Source organism: Microbacterium sp. 22179 (assembly GCF_052045715.1).
In the GTDB taxonomy this organism is placed as follows: Bacteria; Actinomycetota; Actinomycetes; order Actinomycetales; family Microbacteriaceae; genus Microbacterium; species Microbacterium galbinum.
In genome coordinates this window covers 415,786-430,058 of sequence record NZ_JBQEPJ010000001.1, presented here as the reverse complement: position 1 = coordinate 430,058, position 14,273 = coordinate 415,786, and the positions used below count along the sequence as shown (strand labels likewise).

The window sequence follows — 14,273 nt, the reverse complement described above, 5'->3', positions numbered from 1 at the left end:
GTGCGACGGTAGCAAGCAGAACCGCGACCGCGACGGTCATCGACCGATATACCCAACGCGTCTCCGCGCAGGCGGGATCAGCGGTCGGAGTCCTCGTCCTCCGCGCGCACGTACGGGTCGGCGTCGCCGGCGTGCGAGGCGGAGGAGGCGAGCTTCGCCACCTCGGCGTCGCGCTCCTGAGCCTGACGCAGCAGCGCGGTGATGTGGTCGGCGTTCTCCGGGAGCGCATCGGGGATGAACTCCAGCGTGGGCACCAGACGGGTGCTGAGCTGTCGCCCCACCTCGCTGCGCAGCATCCCCGTGGCCGAGGTCAGCGCCGCGCCGCTGGCGATGCGCTCCTCCTCGGTGCCGAGAACGGTGTAGAACACCGACGCGTGCTGGAGGTCACCGCTCACGCGTACGTCGGTGATCGTCACGAAGCCGAGCCGCGGGTCGCGCAGCCCCTTCTCGAGCCGCTCGGCGAGGATCACGCGGATCCGGTCGGCGAGGCGAGCCTGTCGTTCTCCAGCCATGCTTGATTCTCTCTCTTCAACCGCCGCAGCGGCGTGAAACTGTTGCGGAGGCGATGGATGCCATCGGGATAGTCGGGGTCTTGGGGGTTCCCGTTATCCCGATGGCATCCATCGCCGGAGCGACTCAACGAGGATCAGCCGCGCGGCTTCTCCACCAGCTCGGTCGTCTCGATCTCGTCACCGATCTGGATGTCGTTGTACTTGCCGAGGCCGATACCGGCTTCGTAGTCCGTACGCACCTCGGTGACGTCGTCCTTGAAGCGACGCAGCGATTCGATCGCCAGGCCGTCCGCGAGGACGACTCCGTCGCGGATGACGCGGGCCTTGGCGTTTCGCGTGATCGTTCCCGATCGCACGATGACACCGGCGATGTTGCCGAACTTCGAGGAGCGGAACACCTCGCGGATCTCGGCGACACCCGACTGGACCTCTTCGTACTCCGGCTTGAGCATTCCCTTGAGGGAGTTCTCGATCTCGTCGATCGCGTTGTAGATGACCGAGTAGAACCGGATGTCCACGCCTTCGCGGGAGGCGCGCTCGCGCGCCTTCGTGTCGGGGCGGACGTTGAAGCCCACGATGATCGCGTTGTCGATCGTCGCGAGGTTGACGTCGGACTCGGTGATCGCACCCACACCGCGGTGGATGATGCGCAGCTGGACGGAGTCGTCGACCTCGATCTTGAGCAGCGATTCCTCGAGCGCCTCGACGGCACCCGAGACGTCACCCTTGATGATGAGGTTGAGCGACTCGACCTTGCCCTCTTCGAGCGCACGGGTGAAGTCCTCGAGCGAGATGCGCTTGCGGGCCTTGGCCAGCTGCGCATTGCGCTCGACCGCTTCACGCTTCTCGGCGATCTGGCGAGCCATGCGGTCCTCGTCGGTGACGATGAACACGTCACCGGCGCGGGGCACCGAGTTCAGACCCTGAACCTGGACCGGACGCGACGGGTAGGCCTCGAGGACCTGCTCGCCGTTCTCGTCGGCCATCGCACGCACACGTCCGTAGGCGGTGCCGGCGACGATCGCGTCTCCGACGCGGAGCGTTCCGGACTGGATTAGCACCGTCGCGACCGAACCGCGGCCCTTGTCGAGCTTCGCCTCGATGGCGACACCACGAGCTGCCTTGTTCGGGTTGGCGGTGAGGTCGAGACCCGCGTCGGCCGTGAGCAGCACGGCGTCGAGGAGCTCCTGGATGCCGGTGTTGGCACGCGCCGAGACGTCGACGAACATAACGTCGCCACCGAACTCCTCGGCGACCAGCCCGTACTCGGTGAGCTGCTGGCGCACCTTCGACGGGTTGGCGTCCGGCTTGTCGACCTTGTTCACCGCGACCACGATCGGCACGTTCGCCGCCTGGGCGTGGTTGAGCGCCTCGACCGTCTGCGGCATGATGCCGTCGTCGGCCGCGACCACGAGGATCGCGAGGTCGGTGACCTGGGCACCACGGGCACGCATGGCCGTGAAGGCCTCGTGACCCGGCGTGTCGATGAAGGTGATGGCACGCTCGATGCCCTCGTGCTCCGTCCACACCTGGTAGGCACCGATGTGCTGGGTGATGCCGCCGGCTTCACCCTCGATGACGTTGGTCTGACGGATCGCGTCGAGCAGTCGGGTCTTACCGTGATCGACGTGACCCATGACGGTGACGACCGGCGGGCGGATCTCGAGGTCGTCGTCGCTCTCCTCCTCCAGCTCCTTCTCGAGGTCGAGACCGAAGCCCTCGAGGAGCTCCTTGTCCTCGTCCTCGGGCGAGACCATCTGGATCTTGTAGCCGAGCTCCTCGCCGAGAACCTCGAACGTGGCCTCGTCCAGGGATTCGGTGGCCGTGGCCATCTCACCCAGGTTGAAGAGGATCGTGACGAGGGTTCCGGGCTGGACCGTGTAACCGGTCAGCGTCTCGATCTTGTCGGCGAAGTCCGCGATCGACGCACCACGGCGCATGCGGATGATCTCCCCGTTTCCACGGGTGACGTTGACGCCGCCGACGACCGGGGCGCTCCGCATCTCGAACTCTTGCCGCTTCGCCCGCCGCGACTTGCGCTGCTTGCTCTTGCCGCCGCCCTTACCGAACGCACCGGCGGTACCACCGCCGGGACCACGGCCACGACCGCCGCCGCCACCGGGACGACCGGCGAAGCCACCACCGGGACGCGCGCCGGGACCGGCACCGGGTCCACCGGCGCCGCCGGGACGACCGGGGCCGCCGGGACGCTGCTGGAACGGAGCACCGGGACGACCGCCCTGGCCACCACGAGGGGCACCGGGACGGGGCGAGCCGGGACGCGGAGCACCCGGACGGGGTGCACCGGGGCGCGGCGCCTGCGGGCGCGGGATGTTGCCCGGAGTCGGGCGCTGTCCCATGCCCTGCGCCGAAGCGAAGGGGTTGTTCCCCGGGCGAGGACCGGTGGGACGCTGTCCCATGCCCTGGGCCGAGGAGAACGGGTTGTTCCCCGGGCGCGGAGCGCCGGGCTTGGGCGCGCCGCTGTCACCGGCGGGCGCGGCGGGTGCCGGTGCCTCCGGTGCCGGAGCGGCCGGCGCGGGCGCAGAAGACTCCTTAGCGGGAGCCTCCGCAGCGGGCGTCTCGACGACCGGTGCGGGTGCGGGCTTGGGACCGGGCTTGGGGCCCGGGGTCGGCGCCGACTTGCCGGTCGGCTTGGCCGCTGCCGGCTTGGCGGCTGCCTGCTTGGCGGCGGGGCTCGCAGCCGGAGCAGGCTCGGCGGATGCCTTGAGCGAGGGGTCGGCATCGATCGCCGCGCGCAGCTTGCGCGCCACCGGCGGTTCGATGGTCGATGAAGGACTCTTGACGAATTCGCCGAGTTCCTTCAGCTTTGCAAGTGCGACCTTGCTGTCGACGCCGAGTTCGGCGGCGATCTCGTGTACGCGTGGTTTACCAGCCACAATTCTCCTGTCTGGGGCAGTCTGCCCAGACAGGGCAGACCATTAGTCGCGGACGGGTCTCATTTCGAGCCGTTCACTTTGTTTCCATAGCCGTTCAGCCGTTTCTCGATGGTCTGCGTGTCCACAGGGGTGGACACACGGAGTGCTCGTCCGAAAGCGCGGCGCCGCAGTGCGGACGCCATGCATTCCTGCGTCGGATGCATCCATGCGCCTCGCCCCGGCAGGACGGCGCGCTCATCGATGATGAGGATTCCGTTCTGGGACACCACCCTGAGGAGGGCGGAGCGGGGAGCACGCATGCGACAGCCGACGCACGTTCGTACGGGTTCCATCTTACACCTGCGTTTCCTCTCGCTCGGCACGCGGGCGGCGCGTGCCGAGCGGACGGTCGGCGCTCAGTCCAGGACGCTGTCCGGCTGGATGTCGATCTTGGCGCCCGTGAGCTTCGCGGCGAGACGGGCGTTCTGCCCCTCCTTGCCGATGGCCAGCGAAAGCTGGTAATCGGGGACGAGGGCTCGGACCGCCTTGGTGGTGGCGTCGAGGATGAACGAGCTCGTCACCTTCGCCGGGGAGAGCGCGTTCGCGACGAAAGCCGCGAGCTCCGGGTCGTGGTCGACGATGTCGATCTTCTCCCCCGACAGCTCTTCGGTGACGGCGCGCACGCGGCGGCCGAGCTCGCCGATGCAGGCGCCCTTGGCGTTGATGGACGGGTCGTTGGCCTTGACCGCGATCTTCGAACGGTGCCCCGCCTCGCGGGCCAGGGAGACGATCTCGACGAGGCCGGCCGCGATCTCGGGGACCTCGAGCGCGAAGAGCTTGCGGACGAGACCGGGGTGCGTGCGCGAGACGGTGATCTGCGGGCCCTTCAGCCCCTTCGCCACACTCGTCACGTAGACGCGGATGCGTGATCCGTGCGTGTACTCCTCGCCGGGAACCTGCTCCTCGGGGGGCAGGATGGCCTCGACGGAACCGAGATCCACATGGATCATCCGCGGGTTCGGCCCCTGCTGGATGACGCCCGCGACGATGTCGCCCTCCTTGCCGCGGAACTCGCCGAGCACGGCCTCGTCGGCGATGTCGCGGAGGCGCTGGCTGATGACCTGCTTGGCGGCGAAAGCGGCGATGCGGCCGAAGTCGCTCGGCGTCGCGTCCTCCTCGCCGATGATGGCGCCCTCGTCGTCGGAGACCGCCTGCAGAACGGCGACGTGACCGGTCTTGCGATCGAGGTCGACGCGCACGCCCTCGGGAAGGTCGCCCTCGGCCGAGACGTGCTTGGAGTAGGCGGTCAGGATCGCCTGCTCGATGATCGCGACGAGTTCGTCGAAGGGGATCCCCTTCTCCTTCTCGATTCCACGCAGCAGGCTCAGTTCGATATCCATGACGGCTCCCTATTCAGCTCTCGTCGCGCGGAATCACACACGCGACATCCGTACAACGATACCCCGCCCCCGCCACGGGTCGCCACGTCAGGCCGACGGCGACCTCTCCGGCAGCTCGTCCGCGGAGGGCAGGGCGTTGATCGCGCCGATCAATCGGAACAGGTCGCCCACGCGTCGCTGATCGAGGCGGAGCGCCAGGCGAGGAAGGTCGACGGCATCGCCATCGGCGATCTCCACGGATCGCGGGGTGGCGCGCTCGATGCGGTCGGACGCCAACATCGACGCGAAGCGCTCGTTCAGGTCGGCGAGCTCGGCATCCGTCGGTTCCGCCCGGAGCCGCAGCACCAGGGTGTCCCCGAACCAGCGCAGCGAATCGTAGTTGCGCCAGAACCCCGTGATCTCCGCCCGCGCGGCGTCGACGGAGTCCGTGATCACCACTCGATCGAAATCGCCCTCCGAGATCACCCCCGCCGGCGCGAGGTGCTCGTCGACGAAACTGCGCAGCCCCTCCCAGAACCGCCCACCGGTCTCGTCGAGGAGCACGATCGGCATCGGCTCCGCCTTGCCCGTCTGCTGAAGGGTGAGGAGCTCGAACATCTCGTCGAGCGTGCCGAACCCGCCGGGCAGGCAGATGAACCCCTCCGACTCCTTGATGAGCATCAGCTTGCGGGTGAAGAAGTACTTCATCGCCACGACGTGGTCCTGCCCGGACGACACGATCCCGTTGGGCTTCTCTTCGAAGGGCAGGCGGATCGAGACACCGAGCGAGAGTGCGGGCCCGGCTCCCTCCGCCGCGGCCTGCATGATCCCCGGCCCTGCACCCGTGACGACCATCCATCCATCGGTCGCCAGCGCCGCCGCGACGTCGCGGGCCTGCCGGTACAGCGGATCGTCGGTGCGCGTGCGAGCGGATCCGAAGACCGTGACCTTGGGCACACCGCGGTACGGCGCGAACAGTCGGAACGCGTCGCGCATCTCCGCGAGCGCCGCTGAAGCGATCTTGAGGTCGAGACGGTCGGTGCCGTCCTCCCCCAGCAGGATCGCGGTGCGCAGCATCCTCATCACGAGCCGACGGTCGGCATGCACTCCGGCATCGTCGAGCACGGCGTTGATCTCGGCACTCAGGGCATCGGGGAGCGGTTCGTCGATCATGCGTCCAGCGTGTCACGACCCGCTGAGCGGGCGCGAGGTGCCACACCGAGAACGCGAACGCCGCGCCCCGACGGGACGCGGCGTTCGTTCGATCGTCAGCGGGAGAGTCGTTCGACGGCTTCGGCGATCGACACGGCCTCGCGGTCTCCCGTGGCGCGATCCCACAGCTCGACCTGGCCCTCGGCCGCGCCGCGCCCGACGATCACGATCTTCGGCACGCCCACGAGCTCGGCATCGCCGAACTTCACACCGGGTGACACCTTGGGGCGATCGTCGTAGAGCACGTCGAGCCCGATGCCCTCCAGAGCGGACGAGAGCTCCGCCGCGACGTCGAACGCGATCTGGTCGCGGCCGGCGGCGACGACCTGCACGTCGAACGGCGCGACCGAGGCGGGCCAGATGAGCCCCTTGTCGTCGTTGTTGAGCTCGGCGATGATCGCCAGGATGCGCGTGACGCCGATGCCGTACGAGCCCATCGTGACCGTGACGAGCTTGCCGTTGACGTCGAGCACCTTGAGACCGAGCGCCTCGGCGTACTTGCGCCCGAGCTGGAAGACGTGCCCGATCTCCATGCCGCGCGCGAGCTCCACGGGTCCGGATCCGTCGGGGGCGGGGTCGCCGGCGCGCACGTTGGCGATCTCGACGATGCCGTCGGCTGTGAAGTCGCGCCCGGCGACCACCGAGTGCGCGTGCTTCTGGTCGATGTTCGCCCCCGTGATCCAGCTGGTGCCCTCGCTGACCCGCGGGTCGACGAGATAGCGGATCCCGGTGGCGGACTCCTCACCCAGCACCGCGCCCGTGGTCGACCACGGGCCGATGTAGCCCTTCACGAGCAGCGGATGCTTCGCGAAGTCCTCCGGGGTGGCGGTCTCTACCTCGGCCGGCGCGAAGGCCACCTCGGCGCGCTTCTCGTCGACCTCGCGGTCGCCCGGGATGCCGACGACGACCAGCTCGCGCGTGCCGTCGAGGTGCGTGAGGGCGAGGACGACGTTCTTGAGCGTGTCCGCGGCCGAGTACTCCCCGTCGAGAACGGCGTTGGAATGCGCGACGAGCGTGTCGATCGTCGGGGTGTCCGGCGAGTCGAACACGATCGGCGCGGCATCGGCGTCGAAGGCGACGGCGTCGGGCACGGCGGTGGTGAACGCCTCGACGTTCGCGGCGTATCCGCCGGCGCTGCGCACGAAGGTGTCCTCGCCGACCGGGGTCGGGTGCAGGAACTCCTCGCTGCGCGAGCCGCCCATCGCCCCGGCATCCGCCTGGACGATCACGTACTCGAGCCCCAGCCGCTGGAAGATGCGCTCGTACGCATCGCGCTGCGCCTGGTAGCTGGCCTCCAGCCCCTCGTCGGACGCATCGAAGGAGTAGGCGTCCTTCATCGTGAACTCGCGTCCGCGCAGCAGACCGGCACGCGGGCGGGCCTCATCGCGGTACTTGTCCTGGATCTGGTAGATCGTCAGCGGCAGGTCCTTGTACGAGGAATAGAGATCCTTCACGAGCTGCGTGAAGGCCTCCTCGTGGGTGGGCGCGAGCAGATAGTCGCCCCCCTTGCGGTCCTTCAGGCGGAAGAGCAGGTCGCCGTACTCGTCCCAGCGCCCCGTCGCCTCATAGGCCTCGCGCGGCATGAGCGCCGGGAAGTGAACCTCCTGCGCGCCGGCCGCGGCCATCTCCTCGCGCACGACGGTCTCGATCTTCGACTTGACCCGCAGGCCCAGTGGCAGCCACGCGAAGATGCCCGCCGCCTGCGGCCGGATGTAGCCGGCGCGGATCAGCAGCTTGTGACTCGCGACCTCTGCACCTGCAGGGTCTTCACGGAGAGTACGGAGGAAGAAGTTCGAAAGACGAGTGACCACGGGCCAAGTCTACTGACCCGTGGTCGTCGTCTTTCGGCGGATGACTCAGTTGAGCGCCGGGAGCCCCTCGGGCACGACGCCACCCTTGTAGAGGCTGGCGGCGAGCTCCTGCAGCGCCGTCAACGCGGCTCGCTGCGGGAGCGGGCCGTAGGAGATACGGGCGACGCCGAGCTTCTCGTACTGGGCGGCGCTGAGCGCGCCCGGCAAGCCGATCACGCTCACCTTCCGCTCGCCGATGCCCTCGACCAGCTGGCGAGTGACGTGGGCGTCGAGGATGCCGGGTACGAACACCGACGTGGCACCGGCATCGATGAACGCGCGACCGCGCTGGATCGCGTCGGCGACGCTCTGTTCGACCGGGCGCCCGCCGGCGCGGACGAACGCGTCGGTGCGTGCGTTGAGGGCGAACGGCACGCCCTCCGCCTCGGCCGCCTTGACGATGGCTTCCACCACGGCGACCGACTCGTCGAGGGGCTTGAGGCGATCCTCGACGTTCGCGCCGACGACACCGGCGGCGATGGCGAGACGCGTGGTCTCCCCCGCGTCGTCGTAACCGTCGTCGAGGTCGGCGGTGACCGGCACGTGGACGGATGCCGCGATCCGGCCGACCATGTCGAGCATGATGTCGCGCGGGATCGTGCCGTCGTCGTAGCCGAACGATGCGGCGATGCCGTGACCGGCCGTCGCGATCGCCCGGGTCTCGGGGAGCTTGGCAACCGCTCGCGCGGACACCACATCCCATACGTTCACGACGCGGAGGATCTCGGGGGCGTCATAGAGGTCGACGAGGGTCTGAGCCTTGGCTGAAGTGGTCATGTCCTCCACGCTAACGCGAACCCCCGACGATCGGGCCGCCGGGAACCGCCCCATGACGATCCTCCGCTTGAGGATCCGCCTAGTGTGGACGCATGCCGCAGCGTCGTTCGCACGTCGACCCCTCCGCCGCGCAGACCGAGCTCGCCGTCGCGCTCTCGGCACTGCGTGCAGACCTCGATGCCCCGGTCGACTTTCCCGCCGAAGCGCTCGACGAAGCACTCTCCTCCCCCTCGCCGCCGCCCGAGCTCGACCTGCGCGACGTGCCGTTCGCGACGCTCGACCCGCCCGGCTCCCGCGATCTCGACCAGGCGTTCCATCTCGAGCGCGCCGGCCGCGGATACACCGTGCGCTACGCGATCGCGGATGTCCCCGGCTTCGTCTCCCCCGGGGGCGCCGTCGATGTCGAGGCGCGGCGCCGCGGCCAGACGCTCTACGCCGCCGACGGATCGATCCCGCTGCATCCGCCCGTCCTGAGCGAGGACCGCGCCTCCTTGCTCCCCGACGTCGATCGCCCCGCTCTCGTATGGACCTTCGGTCTCGACGGTGACGGAACCGTCGTCGGCACCTCACTCGAACGAGCGCTGATCCGGTCGCGGGTGCAACTCGAGTACGCCGGCGCCCAGGATGCGGTCGACCGTGGCGAGGACGGACCCGTCTCCCTCCTGCCCGAGATCGGCCGGCTGCGCATCGCGCAGGAGCGAGCCCGGGGCGGCGCCAGCCTGAACCTGCCCGACGAAGAGGTCGTCCGGACCGACGCCGGCGGATACGCGATCCGACGGCGCAGCCCCCTCCCCGTCGAGGAGTGGAACGCGCAGTTGTCGCTCATGACGGGCATGGCGGCCGCCTCAGTCATGCTCGAGGCGGAGGTGGGGATCCTGCGCACGATGCCCCGCCCCGACGACGCGGCGTTCGACACGTTCCGCCGACAGACGGCGGCGCTGGGACGGCCCTGGACCACCGGCGATTACGGCGACTTCCTCCGGGACCTGGATCGCACCGACCCGCTGACACTTCCCGTTCTGCAGGCGGCCGCGACCCTATTCCGAGGTGCCGGCTACGTGACCTTCGACGGCTCGACACCGACCGACACCGTGCAGGCCGCGATCGCCGCGCCCTACGCCCACGCGACGGCGCCGCTGCGCCGACTCGTCGACCGATGGACGCTGACGATCTGCCTCGCCGTGTCCCGCGGTGAAGCCGTGCCCTCGTGGGTGCGGGACTCGCTCGCCGACCTGCCCGGTCTGATGCAGGACTCGTCGCAGCGCGCCTCCCGGCTCGACGCCGCCACCGTGAACGCCGTCGAGGCCGCGCTCATCACCCCGCTGGTGGGTTCCCGGGTCGATGCGACGATCATCGAGCTCCGCGGGGAGCGCGCGCGGATCCAACTGGCGGACCCCGCCGTCACGGCATCCGCACCCGTTCCGATCGATGCGCGCCCGGGAGACGTCGTCCGCCTGCGTGTCGCGCGTGCGGACATCGGTGCGGGCGAGATCGAGTTCTCCTTGGACTGACCGTGCGTCAGGTCGCGGGGACGACGGTCGTCGTCATCACGAGCAGCTGCGGATCGCTCAGATCGAGCGACACCCGGATCGCTTCGAACGCCGCCAGCGAATCCACGTGCGTACCGCCGCAGAGGATCACCGCCTCCCCCTCGGGGAGCTCGCAGTGCCACCGGCGCCGGTCGACGATCGTCGGCCCCTCGGCGACGATCCGGCTGGCCGCGGCGGAGGACACCCACGCGGTCAACTGCGCGTTGATCGATGCCTCCCGCTCGGCGAGCGTCGCCGCGAACGTCTCGGTGTCGAAGCCCGCGCGCCGCAGGCTCTTTCCCAGGCGATACTCGTCGACGCTGCCGTCCTCGTGGATACGGCTGGACTGATTCGCCCGTCCCTCGAAGTCGGGCGTCCCGAGGGCATCGGTTCCCGGGTCCTTGCGCCACAGGTCGGCGACGGCCAGATCGAGCGCCAGCGACGCGAGATGGCAGGCCGTATGACCACGGCTGAGTCCCGCTCGGTGCGGCTCGTCGACCACGAGGCGGGCCGCCGCGCCCTCCGTGAATCCCGCAGGCGCCGAGCCGTCGAGGCGATGGGCGACCAACCACGTCCACCCGTCGGCCCCGCGTCGCACCGGGATCGCCGCGCCGATCGCGAAGTCGCCCTCATCGCTGACGGCGGCCATGACCGCCTCCGCGACCGTGACGCTCTCCTCGCCCACGACGATCGTTCCCGTATCGCCCGGCTGATCGGGCCACGTGTGATCGACCGGGTGGAAGGGCGTCGCCTCGACGACGACCACGGCGCCGTCGTCGACCGGCTCGATACGGGTGATGACGCTCTCGCCCCGGACGGAACCGTGGGCGAACGACACGACTGTCGACGACATTGCTTCTCCCTGCCGGGTCAGACGGTGACGACCTGCGCGGTGCCGAGCGGGGCTTCGGGACCCATCTCGGCGGCGATCCGGTTCGCCTCCTCGATCAGCGTCGCGACGATGTCGGCTTCGGGCACGGTCTTGATGACCTCGCCCTTGACGAAGATCTGGCCCTTGCCGTTGCCCGACGCCACTCCGAGGTCTGCTTCGCGCGCCTCGCCCGGCCCGTTGACCACACAGCCCATGACGGCCACGCGCAGCGGCACCGTCATGTCCTTGAGGCCCTCGGTGACGTTCTCGGCGAGCGTGTAGACGTCGACCTGCGCACGGCCGCACGAGGGGCAGGAGACGATCTCGAGCTTGCGCTCGCGCAGGTTCAGCGACTGCAGGATCTGATGCCCGACCTTGACCTCTTCGGCCGGCGGGGCGGAGAGCGAGACGCGGATGGTGTCGCCGATCCCCTCGCCGAGGAGGATGCCGAACGCGGTGGCGCTCTTGATCGTGCCCTGGAACGCCGGTCCCGCCTCGGTGACGCCGAGGTGGAGGGGCCAGTCGCCGCGCTCGGCGAGCTGACGGTATGCCTTCACCATCACGATCGGGTCGTTGTGCTTGACGGAGATCTTGAAGTCGTGGAAGTCGTGCTCCTCGAACAGCGAGGCCTCCCAGACCGCGCTCTCGACGAGCGCTTCGGCGGTGGCCTTGCCGTATTTGGCGAGGATGCGCCGGTCGAGCGAACCGGCGTTCACGCCGATGCGCAGGGAGACGCCCGCGGCCTTCGCCGCCTCGGCGATCTTGCCGACGTTGCCGTCGAACTCGCGGATGTTGCCGGGATTCACCCGCACGGCACCGCATCCGGCGTCGATCGCCGTGTAGATGTAGCGCGGCTGGAAGTGGATGTCGGCGATCACGGGGATCTGGCTCTTCATCGCGATGATCTTGAGCGCGTCCGCGTCGTCCTGGTGGGGAACGGCCACGCGCACGATCTCGCAGCCGGACGCCGTGAGCTCGGCGATCTGCTGGAGGGTCCCGTTGATGTCGGTCGTCTTCGTCGTCGTCATCGACTGAACGGTGACGGGAGCATCCCCACCCACGAGCACCTTGCCCACCTTGATCTGGCGAGACTTGCGGCGCGGGGCGAGGACTTCGGGGATCTTCGGCATTCCGAGGTTCACTGCTGGCACTGCTCCAGACTACGCCGCCAGGATGGGCGCAGGCTGGAAGCGGAGCCGGGGGAACGGGCCGTCATCCGCCCGGCCGACGCACCCCCGGTGTGGTAGTTTCGCCCCATGCTCGCGAACTTCACCTGGTGGCCCGCCTCCTAGGCGGTGTGTTCGCGTTCCCACGAATCCAGACCGCCTCCGGGGCGGTCTTTTCGTTGCGCCGAGCCGGAGCCCTGCACAGGAGACATCGATGACCCTCTCACGACTCGGCGCGCTCACGGCCGACCCGCGTTCGTCCTTCGTGCTGATCGCGCGCGATGGCGCCGACACCGTCGAGCTGCTCACCGGCGAAGTGGTCGACGTCGATCTGCTCGCCGACATCCCGCTGACCGTCGACGGAGCCGCCCGCGAGGTGTTCGCCCTCGTTCCGTATCGCCAGGTGCGCGAGCGCGGTTTCGTCTCGCAGGACGACGGTGCGCCGCTGCGCTGCATCGTCGTCGACGAGCATCTGCACCTCCCGACGCCCGACCTCCTCACCGCGCTGCCCGAAGCGCGGATCCCCCTGCATGACGACGGCTTCGACATCGCCGACGACGAGTACGCCGCGATCGTCGAACGCGTCATCGCCGACGAGATCGGCCGCGGCGAGGGCGCGAACTTCGTCATCCGGCGCGACTTCACCGCACGCATCGACGTCGACGAGCGCACCGCGGCCCTCACCTGGTTCCGCGCACTGCTCACGCGCGAGCGCGGCGCCTACTGGACTTTCGCCGTCTTCACCCCCGGTCACATCGCCGTCGGCGCCAGCCCCGAGGCGCACGTCGTCGCACGCGACGGAATCGTCACGATGAATCCGATCTCCGGCACGTTCCGCCACCCCGCGGGAGGAGCGACCAAGGAGACACTGGTCGACTTCCTGTCATCGACGAAGGAGACCGAGGAGCTCTTCATGGTCGTCGACGAAGAGCTCAAGATGATGAGCGCGGTCTGCTCCGACGGCGGTCGCATCACGGGGCCGCACCTCAAGGAGATGTCCCGGCTCACGCACACCGAGTACATGCTGCGGGGCCGGAGCCGACTCGACCCGCGCGACATCCTCCGCGAGACGATGTTCGCCCCCACCGTCACCGGGTCTCCCATGCAGAACGCCTGCGCGGTGATCCACCGGCACGAACGCGAACCGCGTGGCTACTACTCCGGCGTCGCCGCGCTCTTCACCCCGAACGTCGACGGCGGTCATGACCTCGACGCCCCCATCCTCATCCGCACCGTGTACCTGAAGGGCGGGGAGGTGCGGGTGCCCGTCGGAGCGACGCTCGTGCGCCACTCCGATCCGCACGGTGAGGTCAGCGAGACCCATGGGAAGGCTGCCGGTGTGCTCGGCGCCATCGGGGCGATCGATCGCGACCGAGTCGCCGAGGAGCGCAGCGATGCGGATGCCCCGGGCGCCCCGCTGACGCTCGCCGACGACCCCACGGTCGCGGCGCTGCTCTCCTCGCGGAACGCACGCCTGGCGGATTTCTGGCTGAACCCGCAGGGCGATGACGATTCGGGTCCGTTCGCCGGGCGCACCGCACTCGTCGTCGATGCGGAGGACCGCTTCACCACGATGCTGGCGCATCAGCTGCGGCACCTGGGTCTCGACGTGCGGATCGCCACGTGGAGCGATGTGCACGACGCCGATATCGACGCGGTCGACCTGGTCGTCGCGGGTCCCGGGCCGGGAGACCCCCGCGACACCGAGAGCCCGCGCATCTCGCGGATGCGCGACGTCGTCGCGCGCCGCCGCTCGGCGGCGGCGCCGCTCCTCGCGGTCTGCCTCAGCCACCAGATCCTCGCCGATTCCCTCGGCATCGCGCTGACCCCGCTGGATGCTCCCCACCAGGGTCTGCAGAAGTCGGTCCCGGTCTTCGGCGAGGACGCGTCGATCGGCTTCTACAACACGTTCACCGCGCGGGTCTCCCCCGGTGCGACCGTCATCGGCGACGCCGAGGTCTCGGCCGATTCCACCAGCGGTGACGTCTACGCTCTGCGCGGGCCGCGCTTCTCGTCGGTGCAGGGGCACCTCGAGTCGATCCTGTCTCGCGACGGCATCCGCACCCTGGAACGCCTCGTCGCTCACGCACTCCGCTGAGCG

Annotated in this window: 11 protein-coding genes; 2 read left to right on the top strand and 9 right to left on the bottom strand. The window is 69.3% G+C overall.

Annotated elements, in window-relative coordinates; translation table 11 throughout:
* Positions 1-77: 77 nt before the first annotated feature.
* From rbfA to ACTJKK_RS01950, 7 genes are all read right to left on the bottom strand, one after another.
* Positions 78-512, bottom strand: coding sequence for a 30S ribosome-binding factor RbfA (gene rbfA / locus ACTJKK_RS01980; protein ID WP_247622754.1), 435 nt, complete (start codon positions 510-512; stop codon positions 78-80).
* A 134-nt stretch (positions 513-646) separates the two neighbouring features.
* Positions 647-3,409, bottom strand: a complete 2,763-nt coding sequence (gene infB, locus ACTJKK_RS01975) for a translation initiation factor IF-2 (protein WP_440746814.1) — start codon at positions 3,407-3,409, stop codon at positions 647-649.
* Between the two features lie 59 nt (positions 3,410-3,468).
* A complete protein-coding gene (locus tag ACTJKK_RS01970) occupies positions 3,469-3,741 on the bottom strand; it encodes a YlxR family protein (protein ID WP_281731225.1) in 273 nt (90 codons plus the stop codon).
* A 63-nt stretch (positions 3,742-3,804) separates the two neighbouring features.
* Positions 3,805-4,788: a transcription termination factor NusA gene (nusA, locus tag ACTJKK_RS01965; protein ID WP_247622757.1), complete on the bottom strand. Its 984-nt coding sequence runs from the start codon at positions 4,786-4,788 to the stop codon at positions 3,805-3,807.
* Between the two features lie 87 nt (positions 4,789-4,875).
* A complete protein-coding gene (locus ACTJKK_RS01960) occupies positions 4,876-5,940 on the bottom strand; it encodes a TIGR00730 family Rossman fold protein (protein ID WP_247955986.1) in 1,065 nt (354 codons plus the stop codon).
* Positions 5,941-6,035: 95 nt separating this feature from the next.
* Entirely contained in the window at positions 6,036-7,790 is a 1,755-nt protein-coding gene (locus tag ACTJKK_RS01955) for a proline--tRNA ligase (protein WP_336640537.1), read from the bottom strand.
* A 45-nt stretch (positions 7,791-7,835) separates the two neighbouring features.
* Positions 7,836-8,606: an isocitrate lyase/PEP mutase family protein gene (locus tag ACTJKK_RS01950; protein ID WP_247632419.1), complete on the bottom strand. Its 771-nt coding sequence runs from the start codon at positions 8,604-8,606 to the stop codon at positions 7,836-7,838.
* A gap of 92 nt (positions 8,607-8,698) precedes the next feature.
* On the opposite strand from ACTJKK_RS01950, the gene ACTJKK_RS01945 reads away from it, so the two are divergent.
* Positions 8,699-10,117: an RNB domain-containing ribonuclease gene (locus ACTJKK_RS01945; protein ID WP_440746813.1), complete on the top strand. Its 1,419-nt coding sequence runs from the start codon at positions 8,699-8,701 to the stop codon at positions 10,115-10,117.
* A gap of 7 nt (positions 10,118-10,124) precedes the next feature.
* Here the strand turns inward: ACTJKK_RS01945 and ACTJKK_RS01940 are convergent, their stop codons facing one another.
* Both ACTJKK_RS01940 and ispG read right to left on the bottom strand, forming a co-directional pair.
* The gene (locus tag ACTJKK_RS01940; protein ID WP_440746812.1) at positions 10,125-10,988 is read right to left on the bottom strand and encodes a hypothetical protein; all 864 of its coding nucleotides are present in this window, start codon (positions 10,986-10,988) and stop codon (positions 10,125-10,127) included.
* A gap of 17 nt (positions 10,989-11,005) precedes the next feature.
* Positions 11,006-12,136, bottom strand: coding sequence for a flavodoxin-dependent (E)-4-hydroxy-3-methylbut-2-enyl-diphosphate synthase (ispG, locus tag ACTJKK_RS01935; RefSeq protein WP_247624699.1), 1,131 nt, complete (start codon positions 12,134-12,136; stop codon positions 11,006-11,008).
* Positions 12,137-12,386: 250 nt separating this feature from the next.
* Between ispG and ACTJKK_RS01930 the strand changes: the two genes are divergently transcribed.
* Positions 12,387-14,270, top strand: coding sequence for a chorismate-binding protein (locus ACTJKK_RS01930; RefSeq protein ID WP_440746811.1), 1,884 nt, complete (start codon positions 12,387-12,389; stop codon positions 14,268-14,270).
* The last annotated feature ends 3 nt before the right edge of the window (positions 14,271-14,273 follow it).